Here is a 23,967-nt window from a genome sequence, read left to right on the forward strand (position 1 = left end):
GTTGTCAGCCGTTGACGCCGGCGCCGCCGTCGCTGTGCAGGACGGTGCCAGTCATTCCCCTGGACATCGGCGACGCCAGGAACACGTAGCTCCAGGCGTGGTCCTCGCCGGACAGGGCCACCCGCAGGGGAACCCGGGCCGCGATGCTCCCGGCGCGGTCGGGGCCGTCGAGCTGCCGCCGGTCCAGCCCCAGGGAGCGCGCGCCGGTCAGCCGGGTGCCGACGGTGCCTCCTGGGGCGACGCTGTTGACGCGGACCTCGGGGGCGAGGTCGTGGGCCAGCGCGATGCGCAGTCCGCGGACCGCGAACTTGGTGGAGATGTAGAGCGCGCCGCCCCGGCCCGGCCGGTAGGCCGAGGTCGACTCCGTCAGCACGACGCAGCCGCGGCTGCGCCGCAGCTCCGGCAGGGCGGCGCGGACGCCGTGCATGGCCGCCCGGACGTTGACCGAGAACATCTCGTCGAAGGCGTCGTCGAAGGCGTCCTCGGCGACGGCGTCGAGGGGGCGGTAGAAGTCGAAGATGCCGACGCAGTGGACCAGCACGTCCAGCCCGCCGTGGAGTTCGCGGCACCGGTCCACGGCGTCGCGGTTGACCGAGGACTCGCAGGCGTCGCCGTGGACGACGCCGATGCCGGGCAGCGCCCTGCGCAGGTCTTCGCACTTGGCCTCATCGCGCTCCACGGCCACCACCGCCGCCCCTTCGGCGACGAACCGCTCCACCACCGCGCGGCCGATGCCCGAACCGGCGCCGACGACCAGCGCGCGGCGGCCGTCCAGCACGGGGCCGTTCATGAGACCGCCTCGCCGGAGCCGTCCTGTCCCGTGCCGTCCTGTCCCGTGCCGTCCTGTCCCGTGTCCTCCGGCTCGGGGAACAGGGGGGAGAACGGGCGGCCGACCATCGCGGAGAACGTCACCGTCCCCTGCCAGGTGAGCGCCTCCAGCTCCAGCGGGTCCAGGGTGACCCACTGCCCGGATCTGGTCGCCTCGATCAGGAGGCGCACGCCGTTGCGGGTCTGGACGAGGCTCACCCGGGCTTCGGCGAACTCGTTGCCGAGGGTCAGGGGCTCGCCGACCAGCCCCGCCCGCAGGGCCGCCAGTTCGGCCGCGGCCCTGCGGGCGCGGCCCCGGTCCTCGAGCTCCCCCTCCCAGTGCGGGCTCACAGGAAGACCGCCAGGTTCTGCGTGCGCAGCACCGACTCGTCGACCGTGATGTGGCGGCGGGCGAGCCGCCAGGCGCCGTCGACGCTCCGCAGCACGTCGCTGCGCCCCGCCGAGAGCAGGGACGGCCCGTGGGCGTCGCCGCGGCTGCGGAAGAGCAGTACCGCCGATTCCACGAGGATCTCGCCGGGCACGTCTGTGGCGAAGGTGCGCACGTTGGACAGGTGGTGGCGCAGCCGCGAGGGCGGATCCTCGGTCCAGGCGTGCTCGGTGCGCAGCCGGGCGACCCGGCGCCCCAGGGAGTACAGGTCCTCGTCGAAGTGCGCCATCCGCCGGGCGGTGTCGTAGCCGGCGCCCCGGGAGGTGGTGACCCGGATCGGCATGAAGTAGTGGACGTCCTCGGTCATCCGGGCGAGCCATTCCTCCAGGTCCTGCCGGTCCAGCAGGTAGGTCTCCTCGACCAGCCACTGGTGCGCGGCCAGGTGCGCGGGATCGGAGAACGGGAGCGGACCGCCCACCGGGGCGGCCGGGGTGGCCCGGGCGCCGAGCGGGCTGTCGGCGGAGGTGATCGGGATGTGCTCGGTCACCGGGCACCGTCCCGTCCCGCGGTGCCGACGCTGACGCCGGCCGCCGTGAGGGGGCCCGCCTCCAGGAGGTCGGCCCAGCGGTTCATCAGGTGGCGCTGGTTGTACTCGCCGTACCCGACCCGGGACTCGCCCGGACCCGCCCACTCGTCGCCGCCCAGCGGCGGGACGATCGTCGAGCCGTCGGGCAGGAGGCCCATCCGGCCGTTGAGCAGGAGCCGTCGCGCCATGGTGCCGGACGCGGTGGCGGTCAGCGACACCCAGTTCTCCACGTCGTCCTGCTCGAACATCCCGCTGCTGCCGAAGCACATGAGGTAGGCCTTGTAGGACAGCGCCTTGAACTCCTCCGGGGCCTCCTTGTCGACCAGGAACCAGGAGAGCACCTCGGTCTCGTTCGCGCTGATCGGCTGCCACTGGCGCAGTGACACGAAGGGGAGCACGTCGTCGGAGTCGGCCACCCGGGGCCAGTTGTGGACGAGGCTGAGGTTCGGCACGACCGACGCCGCGGAGACCATGAAGCCGTCGCGCCCGATCAGGTCGAGCTGCTCGGCCGACCACACCTGCTTCATCCGGCCGATCATCTCGTCGGGGTAGCCGACGTAGCGCAGGCGCTCATCGAGCGTCCCCGGCGGCAGCTTGTAGGTGGTGCCCCCGCCGCCGGTGGCCCAGTAGGTCGTCCCGTCCTTGCGCTTCTCGGCCTTCGGCTCGCGGAAGAGGCCGATCTCCACGACGCTCGCGTGGGTCTGCGGGGTGTGGTACATGTCCCCGGCGAAGTTCTCCGCGCCGATCTTCCAGTTGGCCTTGATCCGCCAGCGCTGGGGTCCCAGCACCTCGGCCCCGCTCGGGCTCTGCCGGGTGTAGTAGTCCAGGTAGAACGCGAAGTCGCCGAGGAACTCGCGCAGCGGCGGCGCCCCGGGGTCCAGGGAGACGAAGATCAGGCCGTTGACGGTGTCCATCGACGGTGCGGGCAGGAGCCGCTGCCCTCGCTTGGCGAAGCCGGTCTCGCCGCCGTACGCCTCCCGGTGGAAGGGCAGGCCCACGATCCGGCCGTCGTTGCGGTAGGACCACCCGTGGTACGGGCAGCGGAAGTGCGAGGCGTTGCCCTGCTCGGCCCGGCACACCTGCATGCCCCGGTGCAGGCACATGTTGAACATGGCGTGCACCGTTCCGTCGGCGGCGCGGCTGACGATGAAGGAGTTCTCCATGACGCGGCGGACCACGTAGTCGCCGACCTGGGGGATCTCCGACTCGTGCGCCAGGAAGACCCAGGAGCGCGCGAAGACCGTCTCCCGCTCGGCTGCGAAGATCTCGGAGTCGTTGTAGATGTGCGCGGGCAGCATGCCGTCGCGCACGTGGCCGACGACGTCGGACGGGTCGAACACGGAGACCTCTTTCTGTAGTCCAGAAATAAATTCTGGACACAAAGCCTTCCCTTGTCAAGGAGTGCGTTTCTGATATCAAGAGAACTTGCTGCCGCAAGGGCAGTGGATCCCCGCTCCGGCCCCGGGTGCGCATCGGGGGAAAGGTGGCACTTTGTCTGATTTCGTGACCGGTCATCCGTCCACGCACGGAGACGGCTACCAGCTGAACACCACGAACCTGTTCCGCCAGGCGGTGGTGACCCATCCGGAGCAGGAGATCGTCTTCAGGGACGCGGCCGGTGCGTGGCACAGGACGTCGTACGCGGCGACATGGCGCCGGGTGGCGCGGACGGCGCACGCGCTGGCCGGCATCGGCGTGGGGCCGGGCGACGTGGTGGGGGTCCTGGACTGGAACCACCTGCGGCACTTCGAGCTGTACTGGGCGATCCCCGGGCTCGGTGCCGTGATGCTGCAGATGAACCTGCGGCTGGCCGCCGACGACCTCGCGTACGTGGTCGAGCACGCGGGCGCCACGGTGGTGTGCGTCGACGAGTCGCTGCTGGGCCAGGCGGAGGAACTGGCGGCACGGTGCCCGCAGGTCCGGCGCTGGGTGGTGATGAGCGACAGGCCGCTGTCAGAGATCGAGACCTCGCTGCCGGACCCGCTGGACCACGAGGCGCTGCTGGCCCGGCAGGACGAGGAGTTCGACTGGCCGGTGATCCAGGAGACCTCGGCCTACAGCGCGTGCTACACCACCGGCACCACCGGACGCCCCAAGGGCGTGTTCTACTCCCACCGGGGGATCGTGCTGCACACGATGATGTGGGCGGCCGACCAGGCCGTGGGCGACCACGACACCGTGCTGCTGACGACGCCGATGTTCCACGCCCAGTGCTGGGGGCTGCCGCAGGTGGCGGTGTACGCGCGGGCGCGGGTGGTCCTGCCCGGCCGCTTCTCCGCCGAGGAGATCGGCGTCCTCGCCCGGGCGATGGTGGACTACGAGGTCACGGTGACCAACGGGGCGCCGGCGATCTTCGCGCCGATGCTGGAGTACCTGCGCTCCCTGCCCGAGCCGCCGGACCTGTCCCGGGCGCGCATGATCTCAGGTTCCACCGAGCCGCCGCTGAGCCTGATCAGGGGCTACCACGACCTGACCGGCGCCTCGATCGTGCACGGGTACGGCGCCACCGAGACAGCGCCGCTCGTCACCTCGAACAAGCCCAAGCCGTCCCTGGAGGGACGCCTCGGCGAGGACGAGCTCTGGGACCTCAAGCGCTCCCAGGGGCTGCCCGTGGCCGGGGTGGACATCCGGCTGCTGGGTCCCGGCGGCTCGTTCCTGCCCCACGACGGGACGTCGGTGGGGGAGATCTGCGTCCGGGGCCCGTGGATCACCGAGAGCTACTGGAAGTCGGACGACACCGACAAGTTCCACCGCGGCTACTGGCGCAGCGGCGACCTGGGCGTGATCACCCCCGAGGGGTACCTGAAGATCACCGACCGGCTCAAGGACGTGATCAAATCCGGTGGGGAGTGGATCTCCTCCATCGACCTGGAGAACGCCCTCGCGGGCCACCCCGCGGTCCGGCACGCCGCCGTGGTGGGCGCTCCGCACCCCCGGTGGCAGGAGCGCCCCGTGGCCCTGGTCGTGCCCGAGCCCGGCCATGAGATCGACCTCGGCGCGCTCAGGACCCACCTGTCCGCCACGTTCGCCAAGTGGCAGCTCCCCGACGAGATCATCGTCGTCGCGGACCTGCCCAGGACCAGCGTCGGCAAGCTCGACAAGAAGGCGCTGCGCGACCGGTACGCCGGCTTCTACAGCGGGCGCTGACCGGCGCCGCCGCGCGCCGGCCGCGTCGCCCCGCTCCGGCCGCGCCGCGGCGCGGCCGGAGCGGGCCGGCGGCGGACGAGGCGCCCGGCGGCACGGCCCACCCGCGGCTCAGAGCTCTCCTTTGGTCTCCAGCCGGAGGAACGCTTTGGCGATCGGCTGGGCGGTCAGCTCGACCTGCCAGCTCCGGGCGCCGAGGTCGCGGAGCGCGGCGCCGATCGCCGACGGCGACGACTCTTCGGGCGGGGTCCACGCCAGCCGCCGGATGGAGTCGGGCTGGACGAGGTTCTCCGACGGCATCGAGTGCTCGTCGGCGAGCGCGGCGACGACCGCGCGGGCGGCGGTGAGCCGCTTGGCGGCCTCCGGGTCGCGGTCGGCCCAGCGGTGCGCGGGCGGCGGCCCGTCGCCGGGGAGGTTCGACTCCGGCAGCGCCCGGTCCGACAGCTCGCGGGCGCGGGCGACGGCGCGCAGCCACGCCGACTGGTGCCGGCGCGCGCCGCGCCCCCGCATGGTGGGCAGGGCCTGCAGCTCGGCGGGGGTCTTCGGCGCCTGCTGCGCCAGCTCGATGATCGCGGCGTCCTGCAGCACCCGGCCGGGGGACAGGTCGCGCTCCTGGGCGATCTTGTCGCGGGCCGTCCACACCTCGCGGACGGTGGCGAGCGCCCGCCGGTTGCGCACCCGGTGGATGCCGGACGTGCGGCGCCACGGGTCGGGGCGCGGCGGCTTCGGCGGCGTCGCGAGGATCGCGGCGAACTCCTCCAGCGCCCACTCCAGCTTGCCCGCGGCGGTCAGCTCCTCCTGCAGGGCGTCGCGCAGCTCGACCAGCAGCTCGACGTCGAGCGCGGCGTAGCGGAGCCAGTCGTCGGGAAGGGGGCGGGTGGACCAGTCGGCCGCCGAGTAGCCCTTCTCCAGCACGAAGCCGAGCACGTTCTCGACCATGGAGCCGAGCCCGACCCGCGGGTAGCCGAGCAGCCGCCCGGCCAGCTCGGTGTCGAACAGCCGGCGCGGGACGAGCCCGACCTCGGCCAGGCACGGCAGGTCCTGGTTGGCGGCGTGCAGCACCAGCTCGGCGTCGGCGAGCGCAGCGTCGAGCCCGGACAGGTCGGGGCAGCCGATCGGGTCGATCAGCGCCGTGCCGGCGCCCGCGCGGCGCAGCTGGATCAGATACGCGCGCTGCCCGTACCGGTAGCCGGAGGCCCGCTCGGCGTCGACCGCCACCGGACCGGTGCCCGCGGCGAACGCCGCGATGACGCGGTCGAGCCCGGCGGCCGTCGCGACCACCGGCGGGACGCCCTCGCGCGGTTCCAGCAGGGGGACGGCCGGGGGACCGGTGTCGTCCTCCGTGCTCTGCAGGCCCCGCCCCGCCCCGGCCTGCTCGGGAACGGTCCCGGGCCGCTGATCTACGGCCGTCTCCTCCGCACCGGACTCCCCTTGGGGGCCGGTGGCGCGCGTTTCGGACACTCCCACTGCTTCCGTGTTCTCCCCCGCCGCCTGCTCGATGCCGGATCCGATTCCGGACGCTGTGCTCACGCCCCCTACCGTACGTCTTTCAACCGCCTGGACCGCCCCGCCGTCAACCCCCTCCGCCGCCGGGCCGGTCGGGCAGTGCGGCGACTCCGGACGGTGGCAGCCCGGCCGTGGTGCACATCACCTCGCACCATGCCGCGACATGGCCGGCGAGGTCGTCGCCGGTCGGCGACCACGAGGCGCGCAGCTCCAGTTCGGTGGTGGACGGCTCGCCCTGCTTGTCGCCGAAGCTCTCCGACACCGCGCGGGTGATCGTCCCGGACACGTTCGCGTACCCGGCGGGCTCCAGCGCCTCGAGCAGCCAGTCCCAGGCGACGGAGCCGATCAGCTCGTCGGCGGCGATGTCGGGCTCCAGGTCGGCGCGGATGTAGGCGACGACGCGGAACCCGTTCGTCCAGCCGGATCTGCCCTCCGGGTCGTACAGGACGATGAGCCGCCCGGTGGCGACCTCGGTGTCGTCGTCGCGGTAGACGCTGCCGGACATGGCCGCCGCGTAGGGCGCGAGGCGCTGCGGGGCGGGCATGTCCTCCAGGTCGAGCTCCGGCCGGACGGCGGGGCCGTCGAGGAACGCGCGGAGCGTGTCGACGGCCCGCTGGAAGGCAGGTGGGTTCATGGATGGACCGGCCTGGTCGCGGGGAGGTGGCGGAGCGCCGCGGGACGGCGCGGGACGGTGCTGCCGGGGCGGCGGCGCCCCGGCGCGCGCGGCGACGGGGGGACGCGGAGGGGAAACGGGCACGGCACAGGTGGTTTCGTCTCGGGGGCCGGGCCGGTCAGGCCACGGCCCGCGCGGTGGCGGCGCCGCCGGGCGCCCGGACGGTCGCGGGGGCGGTCGAGGGGACGGACGCGGGAACGGGGACGGGCGCGGCGCCGGTCGTGCGGGCCGGGCCGGAACCGGTCGCGCGGGGCGCGGCGGTCACCGGCGGCAGACCGACCAGGATGGCCGTGCCGCACTCGGTGCACGCCCGCTCGGGGCACTCCACGCCGTGCCCGTCGGGACACGGCGGCTGCTCGAACACGCGTTCATCACCGCAGGTGGAGCAGTACAAGGGGGAACCTCCCTCGGCTATGACACGCATCACGTTCGCACGCGCCGGTGACAGAATGCGGGACTTCGCTCGGCGTGTCCGGAAGTTCGTTTCGCCCCCGGGGCCCCTCCGGTGCCGTCCCACCTGCGTTCCATGGGACCATCACAACGTGACCGCTGACGCTGCCCGTTCGAACGACGACTCTGCGCGCACGCCCGCCGACGGCGCCCTCGCAGAGAGCCCCTTCCTGCTGGCCTGCCGGCGGCGGCCGGTGCCGCACACGCCCGTGTGGTTCATGCGGCAGGCGGGCCGCTCCCTGCCGGAGTACCTGCGGGTGCGCGAGGGCGTCCCGATGCTGGAGTCCTGCACCCGCCCCGACATGATCGTGGAGATCACGATGCAGCCCGTGCGCCGCTACGCGGTGGACGCGGCGATCTTCTTCAGCGACATCATGGTGCCGCTGAAGGCGATCGGCGTCGACCTCGACATCAAGCCGGGCGTCGGACCGGTCATCGCCGACCCCGTCCGGTCGGCGGCCGACCTCGACCTGCTGCGGCCCCTCACCCCGGACGATGTCCCGTACGTGTCCGAGGCCGTGCGGGGCCTGGTCGGCGAGCTGGGCGCGACGCCGCTGATCGGGTTCGCGGGCGGCCCGTTCACGCTCGCCTCGTACCTGATCGAGGGCGGGCCGTCCAAGAACCACGAGCGCACCAAGGCCATGATGTACGGCGAGCCGGAGCTGTGGGGCCGCCTCATGGACCGCCTCGCCGACCTCACGATCGCGTTCCTGAAGATCCAGGTCGCGGCCGGGGCGAGCGCCGTGCAGGTGTTCGACTCGTGGGTCGGCGCGGTCGCCGCGCAGGACTACCGCGAGTCGGTGCTCCCGTACACCCGCCGCATCTTCGCCGAGGTCGAGCCGCTCGGCGTGCCGCGCATCCACTTCGGCGTCGGGACGGGCGAGCTGCTCGGCCCGATGGGCGAGGCCGGGGCCGACGTCGTCGGCGTCGACTGGCGCGTCCCGCTGGACGAGGCCGTCAGCCGGGTCGAGCCCGGCAAGGCCCTGCAGGGCAACCTCGACCCGGCGATCCTGTTCGCGCCGTGGGAGACCGTGGAGCGCCGCGCCCGCGACGTCCTCACCCGGGGCCGCACCGCCGAGGGGCACATTTTCAACCTGGGCCACGGCGTCCTCCCGTCCACCGACCCGGACATGCTGGCCCGCCTCGCGGACCTCGTCCACGAGGCGAGCAGCGAAGACCGGGCCTAGGCGGGCGGGGGCGGCGGCTGCTGCGACGCGCCGGGGGCGGCGGCGGCCCTCTCCGGGGCGGGCTGCGGCGCGGGCACCGCGGGCGGCACGGGCCGCCGGCGGCCTCCGAACAGCCCGCCGAACCGGGCGCGCAGCCGGTGCCGCAGCAGGTACAGCGGCACGCCGATCACGGCGGCGGCGAGCAGGAACGGCAGCAGCCAGCCGAGGACGAGGGCGAGGCCGCCGACGAACGCGACGAACGCGTCCCAGCCGTTCTGCAGGCCGCCGACGAAACCGCCGCGCTCGTCGTCGTCCTTCTTCGGCGCGGTGGCCTTGGTGACCAGCGTCAGCGTCACGGTCGCGTACTGGGTGCGGTGCTTGAGCGTGTTCAGCCGGGCCTGCAGGGCCTCCAGGTCGGCCTCGCGCTGGGCGATCTCCTGCTCGACCTGGATGACCTCGCCGACGGAGTTCGCGCGGCCGAGCAGCTTGCGGAACGACTCCAGGGCGGCCTTCGCCGACCGGACGCGGGCGTCGACGTCGGCGACCTCGCCGGTGACGTCCTCGGCCTCCTGGGAGAGCGAGATCCGGGTGCCGAGCTGCGTGCCGAGCCGGTTCAGCACGTCGGAGTAGCGGTCGGCGGGGACCTTCAGCGTGATCTGCGAGTGGGGCGGCTCGCTTGAACTGGACTCCTGCTCGACGTAGCCGCCGGCCGACTCCGCCATCTGCTTGGCCTTGGCGGCGGCGTCCTCCACGTCGCCGGTGCGGACCCGCAGGCGCGCCGAGTGCACGACCTCCCGCCCGGTCGGCAGCGGCGCCCGCGCGCCCTTCGCGGTCCCCTGGCGGCCGGTGCTCCCCGCGGTGCCGTTCTCGGCCCGGGACGGTGCCGCGGGGGCCGCCGCGCCGCCCCGGTCCACGGCCTCCGACGTACCGGACGAGTCGCCGCCCCCGCATGCGGCCAGGACCCCGGCCAGCAGCAGGACGACCAGCGCACATGTGACGTTCCTGACGTTCCGCATGGCGCTTGGACGAGGTGGTGCAGATCACCGTTCCGGCGGGCGAATCACGATCAGGCCACGAAGGGGCGGCGCGGAGGCGGCGCGGAGGCGGCGCGGAGGCGGCGAGAAGCGGCGAGAAGGCGGCGAGAAGGCGGCGCGGTGCGGCGCGGCCACGGCCCGTCCCCCGTGCGGGCCGTGACCGCGCCGCGCCGACCGGCCGGCGGCCGCGTCAGCCGTCGGTGAGGAGGACGGGGCCGCCGATGTTCACTGACCCGAGCGTCCACAGGGCGCCGGTGCCGGGGACGACCGCGAGGGCGGTCGCCCAGATGTTGCTGCGGTTCGGCACGGCGGTGGTCGGGACCCGCTCCCACGTCCCGCCGCTGTAGCGGAGCAGGCCGGGCTTGGCGGGCTCGTCGAGCAGGTGCCCGAGCGCCCACAGCGTCCCGTCCTCGCCCTTGACGATCTTGTTGAGCGCGTTGAGGCCGGGCGGCGGCGTGACGCTGCTCCAGGCGGTGCCGTCCCAGTGCACCAGGATGGGCGCGGCCGGGGACGCGGAGTAGTTGGTGCCGACGGCCCAGGCTTCGGTGGGGGAGACGGCCACCATGTCGGTGATGCCGTGGATGCCGTCGTCCGGCTGGTTCACCGGGGCCTGCGTCCAGGACTGCCCGTCCCAGTGGTGCGCCTCAAGCGTCTTGTCGTACGGGCCCGGGGTGCTCAGGACCCAGATGTCGTCGTCGGCCCGGATGGTGAACTGGCGCAGGGAGACGTCCGGGAGCGTGGTGATGTGCGTCCACGTGGCGCCTGTCCGGCGGTAGATCCCGCTGTCCACGGTCACCCAGACCCCGTCCGCGCGCGCGTCGACGGTCAGGGTCTTGGACGCGGACGGCAGGGCCACCTCCTCGAACCGCGAGCCGGTGAAGTGGCCCAGGTAGGGGCCGCGCGTCCCGGCGGTCCCGTCGCCGGCCCTGGTGCCGCCGATCCACACGTCCTCCGGGCCGACGGCGTCGACGTCGGAGACCGAGGCGCGGCTGGACAGGTTCTGCAGCTCGTACTCGACCCAGCGCCCGTTCTGCCAGCGCCGCACGACGGGGTTGCCGGGGATCGTCTGCCCGGTCCCGGGGATGGGGCCGGGGATGACGATCTCGCCCTGGAGCCCGCTGATCCAGACGCTGTCGGGCGAGGCGGCGTCGACGTCGTAGAGGTAGTTGTTCGGCCAGAAGAACGGCAGGGAGACCGGTCTGAAGTCGCCGCGGGTCGCGGCGGCCGCCGGGGACGCGAGCCCGGCGGCCAGCAGGAGGGCCGCGGCGGCGGCCAGTGGAGCCTTCCAGGAGATCATGCGTGCCAGTATCCACTGGCAGAGTGTTCGAGATCTTGTCACTTCTCCGACAAAAAGGGCGTCCGGCGGCGGCCCGCGAACCGGCGGTGTGACACGCGCCGCTCCGGCCGCCCCGGTGCGCGATCCGGCGGACCGTCTGGAAGGCTGGAGCCATGACCACGTCCCATGCCGTTGTCGTCGGGGGCGGCATCGCGGGCCTCGCCGCCGCCCGGATGCTCGCCCGGGACGGCGTGCGGGTGACCGTGCTCGAGGGCTCCCCCCAGATCGGCGGCAAGCTGCGCGTCAGCGAGATCGCCGGCGTCCCGGTCGACGAGGGCGCCGAGTCGATGCTGGCCCGCCGCCCCGAGGGCCTCGACCTCGTGCGCGGCCTCGGCCGCGCCGCCGACCTGGTGAACCCCGGCACCGCCTCCTCGGCCATCCTGAGCCGCGGCGCGCTGCGCCGCCTCCCGTCCGGGCAGGTCATGGGCGTCCCGTCCGACCTGCGCGCGCTGGCCGCCTCCCAGGTGCTGTCGCCGGCCGGGCTCGCGCGCGTCCCGCTCGACCTCGTGCTGCCGGAGACGCCGCGCGGCGGGGACGTGTCCGTCGCCGCCTACATCGGCGCCCGCGTCGGCCGCGAGGTCGTCGACCGGCTCGTCGAGCCGCTCCTCGGCGGCGTGTACGCGGGCCGGGCCGAGCTGCTGTCGTTCGAGGCGACGCTGCCCGCCGTCGCCGCCGCCGCGCGCGGGCACCGGTCGCTGATCAGCGCCGTCCAGGGCATCCGGAAGGCCGCGCCCGCCGACGCCGGCCCGGTGTTCGCCACGCTGCCGGACGGCCTCGGCACGCTCCCGCAACTGGTCGCCGACGACATCACCGCCGCCGGCGGGACGGTCCGCACCGGCGCGACGGTCCGCGAGCTGCGCCGCCGCGAGGACGGCTGGCGGCTCACCGTCGGCCCCACCCGCGACCCCGAGTACCTGGACGCCGACGCCGTGGTGGTCGCGGTCCCGGCCGCGCCCGCGGCCCGGCTGCTGGAGCCGGACGTGCCCGCCGCCGCGCGGGAGCTCGCCGGCATCGAGTACGCCAGCATGGCGATCATCACGCTGGCCTACCGCCCCACCGCGTTCCCGCGGCTGCCGAAGGGCAGCGGCTACCTCGTCCCGGGCGTGGAGAGCGACCCCGAGCGCGGCGGCCGGGGCGTCAAGGCCGTCACGTTCAGCTCGGTGAAATGGCCCCACCTGCGCGAGCGCGACCCCGGCGTCATCGCGGTGCGCTGCTCCGTCGGGCGGCTCGGCGAGGAGCGCACGCTCCAGCGGAGCGACGAGGAGCTGGCCGCCACCGCCATGGCCGAGCTCGCCGCGACGTGCGGCGTCACCGAGCTGCCCGCCGAGAGCCGGGTGACCCGATGGGGCGGCGGCCTCCCGCAGTACAACGTGGGCCACGCCGACCGCGTGGCCAAGGTCCGGGCCGCGGTCGCCGGGACGCCGGGGCTGGCCGTCGCCGGCGCCGCCTACGACGGGCTCGGCATCCCCGCGTGCATCGCCTCGGCGCGCGCGGCGGCGACCCGGGTGCTGGACCATCTGCGCAGTCGAGAAGGAGTGGAACATGGCCGATCAGGCGGGCAAGCCGAAGGCACGCGAACTCAATAACGTCATCCGCTACACGATGTGGTCGGTCTTCCGGGTCGCGAAGCCCGGCACGCTCGGCGAGCAGGACGCCGCCGAGGTGCAGGACCTGCTCGACCAGGCCGCCCAGAAGGACGTCACCACCCGCGGCGCCTACGACGTCGCCGGGCTGCGCGCGGACGCCGACTACATGTTCTGGTGGCACGCGCCGACGTCCGACGACCTCCAGGAGGTCTACACCCGGTTCCGCCGGACGGCGCTGGGCCGCGCGAGCGAGCCGGTCTGGTCGCAGATGGCGCTGCACCGCCCGGCGGAGTTCAACAAGAGCCACATCCCCGCGTTCCTCGCCGACGAGGAGCCGCGGAACTACGTGTGCGTGTACCCGTTCGTGCGGTCCTACGAGTGGTACCTGCTGCCGGACGACGAGCGCCGCGCGATGCTGGCCGAGCACGGCAAGATGGCGCGCGACTACCCCGACGTCCGGGCCAACACGGTCGCGGCGTTCGCGCTCGGCGACTACGAGTGGATGCTGGCGTTCGAGGCCGACGAGCTGCACCGCATCGTCGACCTGATGCGCCACCTGCGCGGAGCGAAGGCGCGGCTGCACACCCGCCTGGAGATCCCGTTCTACACCGGGCGTCGCAAGCCGGTCGCCGAACTGGTCGCCGGCCTGGCCTGATCCGGCCCGAGGGCGGGCCCCGCCGTACCCCAGGCACCGTGAGGGCCCGCCGGCCGGAGGCCGCTAGAAGTCCGGGCCGCCGCCGAGCCCGCCGTCGTACTGCCGGTCGGGCAGGCCGCTGGCCTCGAGGTCCCGGTGGCCGCGCCACCGGCGGCGGCCGAACGCGACCGGCTCCGGGTCGGCGGACTCCAGCACCTCCCGCATCCAGGCGTCCTCGAGGCCGGCGGGGCCGTGCAGGGCGAGCAGCTCCGGCGGGGTCTCGACGGGCTCCTCGGCGAGCTGCAGGCGCAGCGCCCGGCCCTGCCGGGTCGGCCGGCGGCGCCGCCGGCCGCGCATCAGCCCCGTCTCGCGCATGGCCTCGCCGATGGCGTCCACCTCCGGCGACGCGGCGACCGCCGCGATCACCTGCCCGAGCGGGCGCCCGGCGCCGGGGATCTCATCGAGCACCGCCGCCTGGACCGGGTCGGCGTCGCCGTCGCGCAGCAGCACCTCCACCCGGTGCGTCCCGCGGAAGATCCGGATGCGGTGCTGGTCCCGCAGCAGGAGCACGGCGACCTGGGCGACCCGGGTCGGCCCTCCGCAGAGGATGGCTGTCGTGTAGTGGTCGAACTCGTCCATGCGACGTCCCAGTGCGGGGGAGGGGGGTGAGCGGCCCGCTACTCGGCGGGTTCGAGGGTCAGCGAGACCGAGTTGATGCAGTAGCGGTCGTCGGTGGGGGTGTCGTAGCCCTCACCGTGGAAGACGTGCCCGAGGTGGGAGTCGCACACCGCGCAGCGCACCTCGGTGCGGACCATGCCGAGCGAGCGGTCCTCGATCAGGGTGACCTTGTCGGACTCGGCCGGCTCGTAGAACGACGGCCAGCCGCAGTGGCTCTCGAACTTGGTCTCCGACCGGAACAGCTCCGTCCCGCAGGCGCGGCACCGGTACACGCCGACCGTCTTGGTGTCGGTGTACTCGCCGGTGAAGGGCTTCTCCGTGCCGGCCTCCCGCAGCACGCGGTACTCCTCGGGGCTGAGCTGCGCCCGCCACTCGTCCTCGCTCTTGCGGATCTTCTCCATGCCATCGACGGTACCCGGCGGGGACGTTCCGGAGGACTGTCGTACACGTGGGTTAACGTGCAGTCATGGCCTCGCCCTTCATCGAGATCCCGGTCGGGGATCGGCTCGTCAAGGTGACCAATCCCGACAAGGTGTACTTCCCGGAGCACGGCTACACCAAGCGGCAGCTGGTGGAGTACTACCTGGCCGTCGGCGACGGCATCCTGCGCGCGACCCGCGACCGCCCGACGACCCTGGAGCGGTGGCCGGCGGGGGTCTTCGAGGGCGCCAAGATGGCCACCCGCGAGGACTACGCGCGCGGCCAGGCGGGCATGGGCGCGGGCAAGTCCGACGCGTTCTACCAGAAGCGCATCCCCAAGGGCGCGCCCGACTGGGTGCGGACGGCGCGCATCGCCTTCCCCAGCGGGCGCTCCGCCGACGAGGTGTGCCCGACCGAGCCCGCCGTGATCGCCTGGGCGGCCAACCTCGGCACGCTGACGTTCCACCCGTGGCCCGTCCGCAAGGGCGATGTCGACCACCCCGACGAGCTGCGCATCGACCTCGACCCGCAGCCCGGCACCGACTTCTCCGACGCCGTCCGGGTGGCGCTCGGCCCGGCCCGCGAACTGCTGGACGAGCTGGGCTATACCGGCTACGTCAAGACGTCCGGCAAGGCGGGCGTGCACATCTACGTCCGGATCGAGCCCCGCTGGACGTTCACCGAGGTCCGCCGCGCCGCGCTCGCCTTCGCCCGCGAGGTCGAGCGCCGCAGCCCTTCCGAGGTCACCACCCGGTGGTGGAAGGAGGAGCGCGGCGAGCAGATCTTCATCGACTTCAACCAGAACGCCCGCGACCGGACGATCGCCTCGGCCTACAGCGTCCGCCCGGCCCCGCACGCCCCGGTCTCGGCGCCGCTGACCTGGGACGAGCTGGCCGACGCCGACCCCCGCGACTTCACCATCGCGACGATGCCGGCCCGGTTCGCCGAGCTGGGCGACCTGCACGCCTCCATCGACGACGCGGCCTTCTCCCTCGACGGCCTCCTCGACCTCGCCGACCGCGACGAGAAGGACCACGGCCTCGGCGACATGCCGTATCCACCGAACTATCCCAAGATGCCCGGCGAGCCGAAGCGCGTGCAGCCCAGCAAGGACACCGATAATCGCGCGTGACCGGCGGGAATGGGCGGGGCCGCGCGATGATGGGAACGGAGCATCCGGCTGATCGATCCGAAGGCGGCACCATGTCCTCGCTGAACGTCCGGTACCTCGGCGGCCCGACCGCGATCCTGGAGATCGGAGGTGTGCGGCTGCTGACGGACCCGACGTTCGACCCGCCCGGCGACCACCCCGTCGGCGACCGGGCGCTGACGAAGACCATCGGCGCCGTCGTCGGCCAGGACGAGGTCGGGCCGGTCGACGCGGTGCTGCTCTCCCACGACCAGCACCCCGACAACCTCGACGCCGGCGGCCGCGCCTACCTGGGCGGCGTCCCGCTGACCCTGACGACCGAGGCCGCCGCCGAGCGCCTCGGCGGCACCGCCCGCGCCCTGCCGAACTGGGCGCACACCGACCTGCCCCGCCCCGGCGGCGGGACGCTCCGCGTCACCGGCGTCCCCGCGCAGCACGGCCCGGACGGCACCGAGCACCTCACCGGCCCGGTCACCGGGTTCGTCCTGTCCGGCGAGGGGCTGCCGACCGTGTACGTCAGCGGCGACAACGCCTCCCTCGACGTCGTCCGCGCCATCGCCGACCGGTTCGCGCCGGTCGACGTCGCCGTGATCTTCGCCGGGGCGGTGCGGACGCCGCCGCTCGGCGACGCCTACCTGACGCTGACCAGTGACGGCGCCGCCGAGGCCGCCGCCATCCTCGGCGCCGCGAAGATCGTCCCGCTGCACTTCGAGGGCTGGGCGCACTTCACCCAGGGCCGCGACACCCTCGCGCCCGCGTTCGCCGGCGCCGGGCTCGGCGACCGCCTCCACCTGCTCGACCAGGGCGGCGCCGTCGCGCTGTGACGGCCGTGCGCTGTGACGGTGGTGCGCTGTGACGGCGGTGCGCTGTGACGGCGGTGCGGCCCGCCGCCCGGCTCCCCGGGCGGCGGGCCGGGCCCGTCAGTAGAGTTCGCGCTCCTGGACGGGCAGGGTGACCTCAGCCGGTCCGCGCCAGGTCGCCGGCGGCTGCGGCGGGGCGACGAGGGCGGCCGGGTCGTCCTCGGCGGCGACCACCGGGATGCTGATCGAGCTGCCGCGCAGATCCACCGTGACCTGCGCTCCCGTGGGGGTCTCGGTGTTGTAGTCGGCGTCCGTTCCGGCGAGGACGAGCGCCAGGCGGTGGCCCTTCTTCAGCAGGTACTCCTGGCTGAGCGTCTCCCAGCGGACGGTGTGGTACCTGCCCGGCTCCAGGGGCTTCGGGCGGCTCAGCGAGCGGGCGTTCTGCGCGTCGAGCCAGCCGCGGGCGACCACGTTCACCGGGGACGTGACCGTCGTGACCTCGGTCTGCTTGTAGCAGGCGTCGTCGGCGGGCGTGCTCTCGCCGTGGCAGTCCTCGGTGCCGAGGGTCCGGATGCCGGAGCCCGCGCCGAGGTAGTTCACCCGGGTGTCCTCGCCGTAGTCGACGAGCAGCGCCGTGAGGTTGGCGGTGGGCTTGTCCAGCTTGATCCGGAGCCGGGCCTCGGGAGTGCCGGACAGGCGCCCGGTCCGCGGCAGGGGAGCGGACACGAACGCGGCCCGGTACGGCTGCGCGGCCGTCGGGTCGGCGACCATCGCGCTCTCGGAGAGACCGTCGCCGCGCGGGCCGGGGGCGTCGGTGAACGCGGCGGTCGCGCCCTTGGCGGCCCGCTCCAGGCCGAGGACGCCGTTCGCGCCGGGCCGCAGCACGATGTCGCGGGCGTCGCGGGACGGCCAGTCCCGCTGGGTGATCCACTGGTCGGGGCCGATCTCGATGTCGGCGCGCGGCTCCCGCATGATCCCGTTGGGGATCTTCTGCAGCTCGTGGTCGAACCAGCGGTGCAGGGTCGTCACCCAGGCGTCGCGGCGGGTGTCGAACGGGTCGACGTGGCCGCGCTGCGAAAGCCACACCTTGCGCTGCACGCCGCGCCGCGCGAGGGCGCTCCACCACTCGGCGAACTGGTCGTCCTTGACGTTCAGGTCGTTGACGCCGTGGGCGGCGAAGATGCTCGCCCGGACGCGGGACGCGCGGGCGATCGTGCCGTCCCGGTAGTCGGCGGTCTTCCAGTAGGCGTTGTAGTTCCCGGTCGCGTCGTCCTCGCCCTCGTCGAGGCCGGCGTTGACCTCGGCGCACTTGGCGGGCGGGTCGGTGTCGACGTAGCTCGCGAGCCAGGGCTGCTCGTCCGTCCAGTACTTCACGCCGTTCATCCGGCTGTAGCCGTACCAGCTGCTGATCGCCGAGATCGGGACGATCGTCTCCAACCCCTCGACGCCGGTCGCGGCGACGCCGTTGGCGAGCGTCCCGTCGTAGGACTTGCCGATCATGCCGGTGCGGCCGGTCGTCCAGGTGGCCTTGACCGGGGTGCCGTCCGCCGTGAACGCCTTGGCCCGGCCGTTGAGCCAGTCGACCACGGCCTTGCCGCCGAGGACGTCGGTGGGCCCGCCGCTGACCGGGCAGCCGTCGGAGCGGGTCGTCCCGACCATGTCCACGGCGAGGAACGCGTACCCGCGCGGGACGAAGTAGTTGTCGTAGTAGAGCGGGAACTTCACGGGGTTCCCGTCGGCGTCGTAGGTCTTCAGCTCGCTCTCGTTGCCGCGGCCCGCGTTGTCGTAGTACGGGCTCTCGTCCATGATCACCGGGACCTTGAGGCCGTGCTCGGTCTCCTTCGGCCGGATGATGTCGACGTTGACGCGGTCCTTCTTGCCGTCGCCGTCGCTGTCCACACTGGACTCGACGTACACGTGCTCGCGGATCGCGTCCTTGTAGGAGAAGACCGGCTGGGTCACGCCGTCCTTCACCACGATCTTGGGGGACGGCTGGGCCAGCGCCGCCGCGCCGCCGCCCGCGCCCGCGAGCGCCGCACTGGTCAGTACGGCCAGCGTCATCGTCCGCCGGGTCCGTCTCAGGGGTCGCCTGGCCAACCCGCACCTCCGGGAGCTGAGAAAACGATCTCTACGCAGCCACACGCTCCTCGCCGGGCGCGGCCGGGTAAAGGGCGCTGCGCGACGAACTCGGTCCGGATTTGGTCACCTCCTGCCCTTGCGTCCCTCGGTCAGGCCGAAACCCGGGTCTCGGTCCGTCCGAGACGGGGGAGGAGGATGCTCGGCGGTCCTCCGGGCATCCCCGTCCGCATGGGTTGGAGCTATCGGAAAGCAATACGGATGGGACCGTTCCGCATCAACCTGTCCAAGAAGGGCGTCGGGCACAGCGTCGGCGCGCGCGGCGCCCGCTACACGCGGTCCGCGGACGGGCGCCGCCAGGTGACGTTCCGGATCCCCGGGACGGGCCTGTCCTGGCGGCGCTCGCTCGGCCGCCGCCGCGACTAGCGCCCGGCGCGGTTCACCGCCGACAGGACGGCCTCCACCGACGCGGCCAGCACGGACGTGTCGCGCCCCGCGCCCCACACGACCGCGCCGCCGACCCGGCACTCGGCGTAGGCGACGGCCATGGCGTCGCTGCCCGCACCGGTGGACTGCTCGGTGAGGTGCAGGACGTCCACCTTGATCCCGGCACCCGCCAGGGCGTCGGTGAGCGCGTCGATCGGCCCGTTGCCGGAGCCGATGTGCTCGCGCTCATCACCGTCCACGCGGACGACGCCGGTGAAGTCGTGCCGCGCCGGGCCGGTGCTGGAGGTGCGCCAGCCGGCCAGTGACACCGGGCCGTCCGGTTCGAGGTACTCGGCGCGGAACAGCTCCCACAGCTCGGCCGCGGTGACCTCCGCGCCGCTGCCATCGGTCTCCCGCTGCACGACCCGGGAGAACTCGATCTGCAGGCGGCGCGGCAGGTCGAGCCCGTACCCGGTCCGCAGCAGGTAGGAGATGCCGCCCTTCCCGGACTGGCTGTTGACCCGGATGACCGCCTCATACCCGCGGCCCACGTCGGCGGGGTCGATCGGCAGGTACGGGACGTCCCACGGCAGCCGCCCCGGCGGCACGCCCGCCTCCTCCGCGAGCCGGGCGTGCCGGGCCATGCCCTTGCCGATCGCGTCCTGGTGCGTCCCGGAGAACGCCGTGTAGACCAGGTCGCCCGCGTACGGGTGCCGCTCGTGGACGGGCAGCCGGTTGCAGAACTCGACCGTCCGGCGGATCTCGTCGATGTCGGAGAGGTCGATCCGCGGGTCGACGCCCTGCGCGTGCAGGTTCAGCGCGAGCGTGACCAGGTCGACGTTCCCCGTCCGCTCGCCGTTGCCGAACAGGCAGCCCTCGACCCGCTGCGCGCCCGCCAGCACCGCCAGCTCGGCGCAGGCGACGCCCGTCCCGCGGTCGTTGTGCGGATGGACCGACAGGATCACCGCGTCCCTGCGCGCCAGGTGCCGGTGCATGTACTCGATCTGGTCGGCGTACACGTTCGGGGTGGCGATCTCCACCGTGGCCGGCAGGTTCAGGATCACCGGCCGGTCGGGGGAGGCGTCCCACAGCGCGGTGACCGCGTCGCACACCTCCAGCGAGTAGTCCGGCTCGGTGAAGTTGAACGTCTCGGGGGAGAACTCGAACCGGACCCCCGGCCGGGCGAGCCGCGCCACGTCGGCGGCGCCGTCCAGGATCAGCCGCTTCACCCCGTCTCGCCCGGTGCCGAGCACGATGTCCCGCCACACCGGGCCCGTCGCCGTGTACAGATGGACGACCGCCCGGGGCAGCCCCTCGATGGACGCGAACGTCCGCTCGATCAGCTCCCTGCGGGCCGGCGTGAAGACCACGGGCGTCACATCGTCCGGGATCCCCGCCTCGGCCAGGTGCCGGACGAAGTCGAAGTCGGTCTGGCTGGCCGACGGGTAGCCGACCTCGATCTCCTTGTAGCCCATCGCGACGAACAGGTCGAACATCCGGCGCTTGCGCGCGGTGTCCATGGGTTCGGCCAGGGCCTGGTTGCCGTCCCGCAGGTCGACGGGCACCCACAGCGGCGCCTCCGCGACGCGCGCCGACGGCCAGGCGCGCTCGACCTCGGGGACGGGCGACGGCACCCGCTCGTGGACGGACCGGTAGCGGTGGAACGGCATGGAGCTGCCGCGCTGCGGATTCCAGAAGGGCCCGGCCACCGGGCCGGACGGGGTGCGCAGGGTCGGGAAGGTCATGGGGCGTTGTCCTCACGATCGCCGGGACGACCGGCAGCACCGGACCCCGCGGCGGGGTGCCGGTCGGATCAGGCCCCGCCGCGGCGACCGAGGAGAAGCACCCGCCACGACATGTCCGCCACCCAACCACACCTCAGCTCCTCAGACAAGCTGAGCGGGCGATATCCTGACCGCCCGCCCACCGTGAAGGAACCCGCATGCCACTCGCCCGGCTCCGGCCCAGCCCGCTCGTCGAGCAGGCCGCCCAGCGGCTCCGCGACCAGATCGCGGACGGCTCCTGGCCGGTCGGGACGAAGCTGCCGGGCGAGACCACGCTCGCGAAGGAGCTCGGCGTCGGCCGCTCCACTGTCCGCGAGGCCCTGCGCGCCCTCGCCGGCGCCGGCCTCGTCCAGGCCCGCCAGGGCGCCGGCGTGTTCGTCATCGCGGCCGAGCCGGACGAGGACTGGCCCGCCCGGCTGCGCCGCGCCTCCGTCGCCGACGTCTACGAGATCCGCATGATGCTGGAGGTCCGCGCCGCCGAACTGGCCGCCGAGCGCCGCACCGGCGCCGACCTCACCGCCCTCGACACCGCTCTCGCCGCCCGCGACGCGGCCTTCGCCGGCCCCTCCACCGAGGCGTTCATCGACGCCGACATCGCCCTGCACACCGCCGTCGTGGCCGCCGCGCACAACCCGGTCCTCGCCGACCTGTTCGCCGAGTTCGTCCCGGTCCTGCGCGACGGCCTCCTCGACCTGGCGGCCCTGGTCGACGTCCGCGCCTCCGACACCGCCCACGGCCGCGCCGCCCACGCCGCCCTGGTCGACGCCGTCCGCGCCGGCGACCCCGCGGCCGCCGGCGAGATCATCAAGACCGAGCTCGCCCAGACCCTCCGGGCCCTACTCCAGGGCGGCTAGGAGGGGCGGGAGGTCGTTGTCGTGGACGATCGTCAGGCGGCGGGTGGCCCTGGTCAGGGCGACGTAGAGGTCCTGGCCGCCCTTCGGTGACTCGGTGACGATGCCGGCCGGGTCGACGACGACGACGGAGTCGAACTCCAGGCCCTTGGCCTCCTCGGCGGTGAGGACGACGACCGGGGAGTCGAGGGCCTCCGGGGTTGCGCCGGCGGCGGCGTCCGGGAGGGCCTCCAGGACTTCGGCGTGGCGGGCGCCGGAGGCGATGACGGCGAGCCGGCCCTCGGCGGACGCGTCGTCGGTGACCAGGGACAGCTCCGCGGCGACGAGGGACGGCAGCTCCGCGACCGGGAGCGCGAGCGCGGCGGGCGGCGGGCCGTCGTCGCGGACGGGCTCGGGCGGCGTCTGGCCCGGGTCGACGGCGGCGAGGACGCCGGCCGCCACCCGCATGATCGCGGCCGGGGTCCGGTAGTTGACGAGGAGGCGCTGCTCCCGCCAGCGGCCCGGGACGTAGCGGTCGAGCATCTGGCCCCAGGTGGCGGCGCCGGCGGCGCTGCCGGTCTGGGCGATGTCGCCGACGACGGTGAGGGAGCGGGTCGGGACGCGGCGCATCACGGTGCGCCAGGCCATCTCGGAGAGCTCCTGCGCCTCGTCGACGATCACGTGGCCGTAGGCCCACTGGCGGTCGGCGAGGGCGCGCTGCGCGGTGGTGAGCGGCGGGCCGCCGTCGTGGTGGCGGTCGGCCAGCTCGCCCGCGGAGATCACGTCGCGGGCCGAGAGCAGGTCCGTGGTGCCGGCGGACTCGATGACCTCGCGGGCGTAGCGCTCCTCCTCGGCTCGGGCGGCGGCCGCCGCGCGCTCCCGGGCCCGGTCGGCGGAGTCGTCCTTGCCCAGGTACTCGGCGGCCTCGTCGAGGAGCGGGACGTCGGAGACGGTCCAGGGCGAGCCGGCCGGGCGGTGCAGAGCCGCGCAGTCCATGCCGACCTGGGCGCCGACGCGGGCGAGCGCGCTGGGGTCGGCGTAGAGGTCGGTGAGGAGCCGCTGCGGGGTCAGCTCGGGCCAGAGCTTGTGGAGGGCCTTCTTGACGGCCGGGTTCTGCCAGAGCTCCTCCTTGGCGAGGCGGAGGTCCGTCTCGTCCAGGAGGGGTTCGTCTTCGGCCTCGTCGATGAGTTCCTGGAGCCAGCCGGGCATGCCGCCGGCCTTCGCCATCTCCTCCAGGGGCTCGTCCATGAGGCGGTCGTACTGCTCGGCCCGGTTGACGGCGAGCGCCTCCAGCATGTCGTGGACGAAGCGCCGCCGCTGGATGTTGTGCGGGTGGCGCAGCGCGCGGGCCCGGTCGCGGATCTGCTCGCACTTCTCGGCGTCCACGACGACGGTGAAGTCGTCGATGTCGAGGCGGAGGCCGCCGGCGGGCACGCGCTGCCGGTCGTGGACGGCCGCCCGGACGACGTCGGCCATGCGGTGGTCGCCCTTGATGACGGCGACTTCGGGGGTGTCCCTCGCCGTCGCCTTGACGCCGGGGTAGAGCTCGCCGACCGTGGCCAGGGCGACGTCGGTCTCGCCCAGGCCGGGCAGGACCTGCTCGATGTAGCGGAGGAACGTGGCGTTCGGGCCGACGACGAGCACTCCCCGCCGTTCGAGGACGTCCCGGTGCGTGTAGAGCAGGTACGCGGCGCGGTGCAGGGCGGCGACCGTCTTGCCGGTGCCGGGGCCGCCCTGGACGACGAGCACGCCCTGCAGGCCCGAGCGGATGACCTGGTCCTGCTCCTCCTGGATGGTCGCGACCACGTCGCTCATCCGGCCCGTCCGGCCGCGGCGCAGGGTGGCCAGCAGCGCGGCCTCGCCGACGACGGCGCGCCGCTCCGGCTCGGCCAGCCCCTCCAGGTCGAAGACCTCGTCGTCCAGCCGGACGACCTCCCGCCGCCGCAGGTGCAGGTGGCGGCGGCGCGCGAGGGTGCCGGGGGCGCCGGGCGTGGCGGTGTAGAACGGCCGGGCCGCGGGGGCGCGCCAGTCGATCAGGAGGGGCTCGTGGTCGGCGTCGCGGAGCCCGATGCGGCCGATGTAGAACGTGTCGCCGGGGCCGTCGGCGCCGCCCCGGTGGTCGATCCGGCCGAAGCACAGGGCGTTCTCGACCGCGTTCAGCCGTGCGAGGCGGCGGGCGGCCTCGTCGGTCGCGACGGCGCTCTCCACCCGCGCCTGGAACGCGGCGCCGCCGCCCGCCCCCGGCCCGTCGCGCAGCGCGGTCTCGGCCTTCGCCCGCTCGGCGTCGAGCCGCGCGTAGATCCGGGACACCCGCGCCTGCTCCGCGCGCAGCGGAGCGGCGGTCTCGCGCTCGGCATTCTCGCGGTCGGGGTTGACAGCGTCCGCTTGACGGAGTCCCATGCTTCGACTACACTCCTATACATAGGGTGAGGTTTGTTGTGCGCAATTCGTAAGTCGCCAGCCTAGCATCCTTTCACGCCCGCCGGATGATCT

The 23,967-nt window shown here is 73.8% G+C and carries 22 protein-coding genes; 8 read left to right on the top strand and 14 right to left on the bottom strand.

Annotated features, from left to right (window positions below; translation table 11 throughout):
* Nucleotides 1–4: 4 nt before the first annotated feature.
* From ACGFI1_RS10835 to ACGFI1_RS10850, 4 genes are read right to left on the bottom strand one after another with little or no spacing between them, the layout of a single operon-like run.
* A complete protein-coding gene (locus ACGFI1_RS10835) occupies nt 5–790 on the bottom strand; it encodes an SDR family oxidoreductase (RefSeq protein ID WP_387077459.1) in 786 nt (261 codons plus the stop codon).
* Nucleotides 787–1,158 (bottom strand): hypothetical protein, encoded by a 372-nt coding sequence (locus ACGFI1_RS10840; RefSeq protein ID WP_386871589.1) that lies wholly within the window; start codon nt 1,156–1,158, stop codon nt 787–789. The genes ACGFI1_RS10835 and ACGFI1_RS10840 overlap by 4 nt, the downstream gene beginning before the upstream one ends.
* On the bottom strand, nt 1,155–1,742 hold the full coding sequence (locus tag ACGFI1_RS10845) for a 3-phenylpropionate/cinnamic acid dioxygenase subunit beta (RefSeq protein ID WP_387077463.1): 588 nt from the start codon (nt 1,740–1,742) through the stop codon (nt 1,155–1,157). The genes ACGFI1_RS10840 and ACGFI1_RS10845 overlap by 4 nt, the downstream gene beginning before the upstream one ends.
* Entirely contained in the window at nt 1,739–3,121 is a 1,383-nt protein-coding gene (locus ACGFI1_RS10850; RefSeq protein ID WP_392784682.1) for an aromatic ring-hydroxylating dioxygenase subunit alpha, read from the bottom strand. The genes ACGFI1_RS10845 and ACGFI1_RS10850 overlap by 4 nt, the downstream gene beginning before the upstream one ends.
* A gap of 151 nt (nt 3,122–3,272) precedes the next feature.
* Between ACGFI1_RS10850 and ACGFI1_RS10855 the strand changes: the two genes are divergently transcribed.
* Entirely contained in the window at nt 3,273–4,928 is a 1,656-nt protein-coding gene (locus tag ACGFI1_RS10855; protein WP_386871595.1) for a long-chain-fatty-acid--CoA ligase, read from the top strand.
* Nucleotides 4,929–5,036: 108 nt separating this feature from the next.
* On the opposite strand, the gene ACGFI1_RS10860 is transcribed toward ACGFI1_RS10855, so the two are convergent.
* The 3 genes from ACGFI1_RS10860 to ACGFI1_RS10870 form a co-directional block, all read right to left on the bottom strand.
* A complete protein-coding gene (locus ACGFI1_RS10860) occupies nt 5,037–6,278 on the bottom strand; it encodes an HRDC domain-containing protein (RefSeq protein ID WP_387077519.1) in 1,242 nt (413 codons plus the stop codon).
* A 220-nt stretch (nt 6,279–6,498) separates the two neighbouring features.
* On the bottom strand, nt 6,499–7,065 hold the full coding sequence (locus ACGFI1_RS10865) for a DUF3000 domain-containing protein (RefSeq protein WP_138641947.1): 567 nt from the start codon (nt 7,063–7,065) through the stop codon (nt 6,499–6,501).
* Between the two features lie 157 nt (nt 7,066–7,222).
* Nucleotides 7,223–7,498, bottom strand: a complete 276-nt coding sequence (locus tag ACGFI1_RS10870) for a hypothetical protein (RefSeq protein WP_392743174.1) — start codon at nt 7,496–7,498, stop codon at nt 7,223–7,225.
* Nucleotides 7,499–7,724: 226 nt separating this feature from the next.
* Here ACGFI1_RS10870 and hemE point away from each other — a divergent pair, with 226 nt between their 5' ends.
* Nucleotides 7,725–8,741, top strand: a complete 1,017-nt coding sequence (hemE, locus tag ACGFI1_RS10875) for a uroporphyrinogen decarboxylase (protein ID WP_386871732.1) — start codon at nt 7,725–7,727, stop codon at nt 8,739–8,741.
* Here the strand turns inward: hemE and ACGFI1_RS10880 are convergent.
* Entirely contained in the window at nt 8,738–9,736 is a 999-nt protein-coding gene (locus tag ACGFI1_RS10880; RefSeq protein WP_392784684.1) for a DUF4349 domain-containing protein, read from the bottom strand. The two genes, hemE and ACGFI1_RS10880, sit on opposite strands and share 4 nt — an antisense overlap.
* 208 nt (nt 9,737–9,944) lie before the next feature.
* A complete protein-coding gene (locus ACGFI1_RS10885; RefSeq protein WP_392784686.1) occupies nt 9,945–11,051 on the bottom strand; it encodes a hypothetical protein in 1,107 nt (368 codons plus the stop codon).
* A 152-nt stretch (nt 11,052–11,203) separates the two neighbouring features.
* On the opposite strand from ACGFI1_RS10885, the gene hemG reads away from it, so the two are divergent.
* Nucleotides 11,204–12,676, top strand: a complete 1,473-nt coding sequence (gene hemG / locus ACGFI1_RS10890) for a protoporphyrinogen oxidase (RefSeq protein ID WP_392784688.1) — start codon at nt 11,204–11,206, stop codon at nt 12,674–12,676.
* Nucleotides 12,633–13,331 (top strand): hydrogen peroxide-dependent heme synthase, encoded by a 699-nt coding sequence (gene hemQ, locus ACGFI1_RS10895; protein ID WP_138635448.1) that lies wholly within the window; start codon nt 12,633–12,635, stop codon nt 13,329–13,331. Before hemG ends, hemQ begins: the two co-directional genes overlap by 44 nt.
* Nucleotides 13,332–13,394: 63 nt before the next feature.
* Here hemQ and ACGFI1_RS10900 read toward each other — a convergent pair whose 3' ends face one another.
* Together ACGFI1_RS10900 and msrB are read right to left on the bottom strand one after the other, a co-directional pair.
* Nucleotides 13,395–13,949 (bottom strand): TIGR04222 domain-containing membrane protein, encoded by a 555-nt coding sequence (locus tag ACGFI1_RS10900; protein ID WP_387077480.1) that lies wholly within the window; start codon nt 13,947–13,949, stop codon nt 13,395–13,397.
* A 38-nt stretch (nt 13,950–13,987) separates the two neighbouring features.
* Complete coding sequence (msrB, locus tag ACGFI1_RS10905; protein WP_138635446.1) at nt 13,988–14,389, bottom strand: peptide-methionine (R)-S-oxide reductase MsrB; 402 nt, start codon at nt 14,387–14,389, stop codon at nt 13,988–13,990.
* A 65-nt stretch (nt 14,390–14,454) separates the two neighbouring features.
* Between msrB and ACGFI1_RS10910 the strand changes: the two genes are divergently transcribed.
* A complete protein-coding gene (locus ACGFI1_RS10910) occupies nt 14,455–15,540 on the top strand; it encodes a DNA polymerase domain-containing protein (RefSeq protein ID WP_386871608.1) in 1,086 nt (361 codons plus the stop codon).
* 71 nt (nt 15,541–15,611) lie between these two features.
* Nucleotides 15,612–16,382, top strand: coding sequence for an MBL fold metallo-hydrolase (locus tag ACGFI1_RS10915; protein WP_138635444.1), 771 nt, complete (start codon nt 15,612–15,614; stop codon nt 16,380–16,382).
* Nucleotides 16,383–16,478: 96 nt separating this feature from the next.
* Here the strand turns inward: ACGFI1_RS10915 and ACGFI1_RS10920 are convergent, their stop codons facing one another.
* Nucleotides 16,479–18,419 (bottom strand): Xaa-Pro dipeptidyl-peptidase, encoded by a 1,941-nt coding sequence (locus ACGFI1_RS10920; RefSeq protein WP_392784692.1) that lies wholly within the window; start codon nt 18,417–18,419, stop codon nt 16,479–16,481.
* Between the two features lie 246 nt (nt 18,420–18,665).
* Here ACGFI1_RS10920 and ACGFI1_RS10925 point away from each other — a divergent pair, with 246 nt between their 5' ends.
* Entirely contained in the window at nt 18,666–18,860 is a 195-nt protein-coding gene (locus ACGFI1_RS10925) for a DUF4236 domain-containing protein (RefSeq protein ID WP_138635442.1), read from the top strand.
* Here ACGFI1_RS10925 and leuA read toward each other — a convergent pair.
* Nucleotides 18,857–20,605, bottom strand: a complete 1,749-nt coding sequence (leuA, locus tag ACGFI1_RS10930) for a 2-isopropylmalate synthase (RefSeq protein ID WP_392784694.1) — start codon at nt 20,603–20,605, stop codon at nt 18,857–18,859. The genes ACGFI1_RS10925 and leuA overlap by 4 nt on opposite strands.
* Nucleotides 20,606–20,802: 197 nt before the next feature.
* Between leuA and ACGFI1_RS10935 the strand changes: the two genes are divergently transcribed.
* Nucleotides 20,803–21,498 (top strand): FadR/GntR family transcriptional regulator, encoded by a 696-nt coding sequence (locus ACGFI1_RS10935; RefSeq protein WP_386871615.1) that lies wholly within the window; start codon nt 20,803–20,805, stop codon nt 21,496–21,498.
* On the opposite strand, the gene ACGFI1_RS10940 is transcribed toward ACGFI1_RS10935, so the two are convergent.
* Nucleotides 21,481–23,874 carry a HelD family protein gene (locus ACGFI1_RS10940; protein ID WP_392784696.1) on the bottom strand — a complete coding sequence of 798 codons (2,394 nt, stop codon included), beginning with the start codon at nt 23,872–23,874 and terminating at the stop codon, nt 21,481–21,483. The two genes, ACGFI1_RS10935 and ACGFI1_RS10940, sit on opposite strands and share 18 nt — an antisense overlap.
* Nucleotides 23,875–23,967 lie beyond the last annotated feature (93 nt).

This window comes from Actinomadura geliboluensis (assembly GCF_043197915.1).
Lineage (GTDB): Bacteria > Actinomycetota > Actinomycetes > Streptosporangiales > Streptosporangiaceae > Spirillospora > Spirillospora geliboluensis.

Bases quoted from the DNA above. Each gene is read 5' to 3' on its own strand.
- ACGFI1_RS10835 (WP_387077459.1), bottom strand. From the start codon at position 790: ATGAACGGCCCCGTGCTGGACGGCCGCCGCGCGCTGGTCGTCGGCGCC.
- ACGFI1_RS10865 (WP_138641947.1), bottom strand. From the start codon at position 7,065: ATGAACCCACCTGCCTTCCAGCGGGCCGTCGACACGCTCCGCGCGTTC.
- ACGFI1_RS10880 (WP_392784684.1), bottom strand. From the start codon at position 9,736: ATGCGGAACGTCAGGAACGTCACATGTGCGCTGGTCGTCCTGCTGCTG.
- ACGFI1_RS10885 (WP_392784686.1), bottom strand. From the start codon at position 11,051: ATGATCTCCTGGAAGGCTCCACTGGCCGCCGCCGCGGCCCTCCTGCTG.
- hemG (WP_392784688.1), top strand. From the start codon at position 11,204: ATGACCACGTCCCATGCCGTTGTCGTCGGGGGCGGCATCGCGGGCCTC.
- hemQ (WP_138635448.1), top strand. From the start codon at position 12,633: ATGGCCGATCAGGCGGGCAAGCCGAAGGCACGCGAACTCAATAACGTC.
- ACGFI1_RS10900 (WP_387077480.1), bottom strand. From the start codon at position 13,949: ATGGACGAGTTCGACCACTACACGACAGCCATCCTCTGCGGAGGGCCG.
- msrB (WP_138635446.1), bottom strand. From the start codon at position 14,389: ATGGAGAAGATCCGCAAGAGCGAGGACGAGTGGCGGGCGCAGCTCAGC.
- ACGFI1_RS10910 (WP_386871608.1), top strand. From the start codon at position 14,455: ATGGCCTCGCCCTTCATCGAGATCCCGGTCGGGGATCGGCTCGTCAAG.
- ACGFI1_RS10915 (WP_138635444.1), top strand. From the start codon at position 15,612: ATGTCCTCGCTGAACGTCCGGTACCTCGGCGGCCCGACCGCGATCCTG.
- ACGFI1_RS10920 (WP_392784692.1), bottom strand. From the start codon at position 18,419: ATGACGCTGGCCGTACTGACCAGTGCGGCGCTCGCGGGCGCGGGCGGC.
- ACGFI1_RS10925 (WP_138635442.1), top strand. From the start codon at position 18,666: ATGGGTTGGAGCTATCGGAAAGCAATACGGATGGGACCGTTCCGCATC.
- leuA (WP_392784694.1), bottom strand. From the start codon at position 20,605: ATGACCTTCCCGACCCTGCGCACCCCGTCCGGCCCGGTGGCCGGGCCC.
- ACGFI1_RS10935 (WP_386871615.1), top strand. From the start codon at position 20,803: ATGCCACTCGCCCGGCTCCGGCCCAGCCCGCTCGTCGAGCAGGCCGCC.
- ACGFI1_RS10940 (WP_392784696.1), bottom strand. From the start codon at position 23,874: ATGGGACTCCGTCAAGCGGACGCTGTCAACCCCGACCGCGAGAATGCC.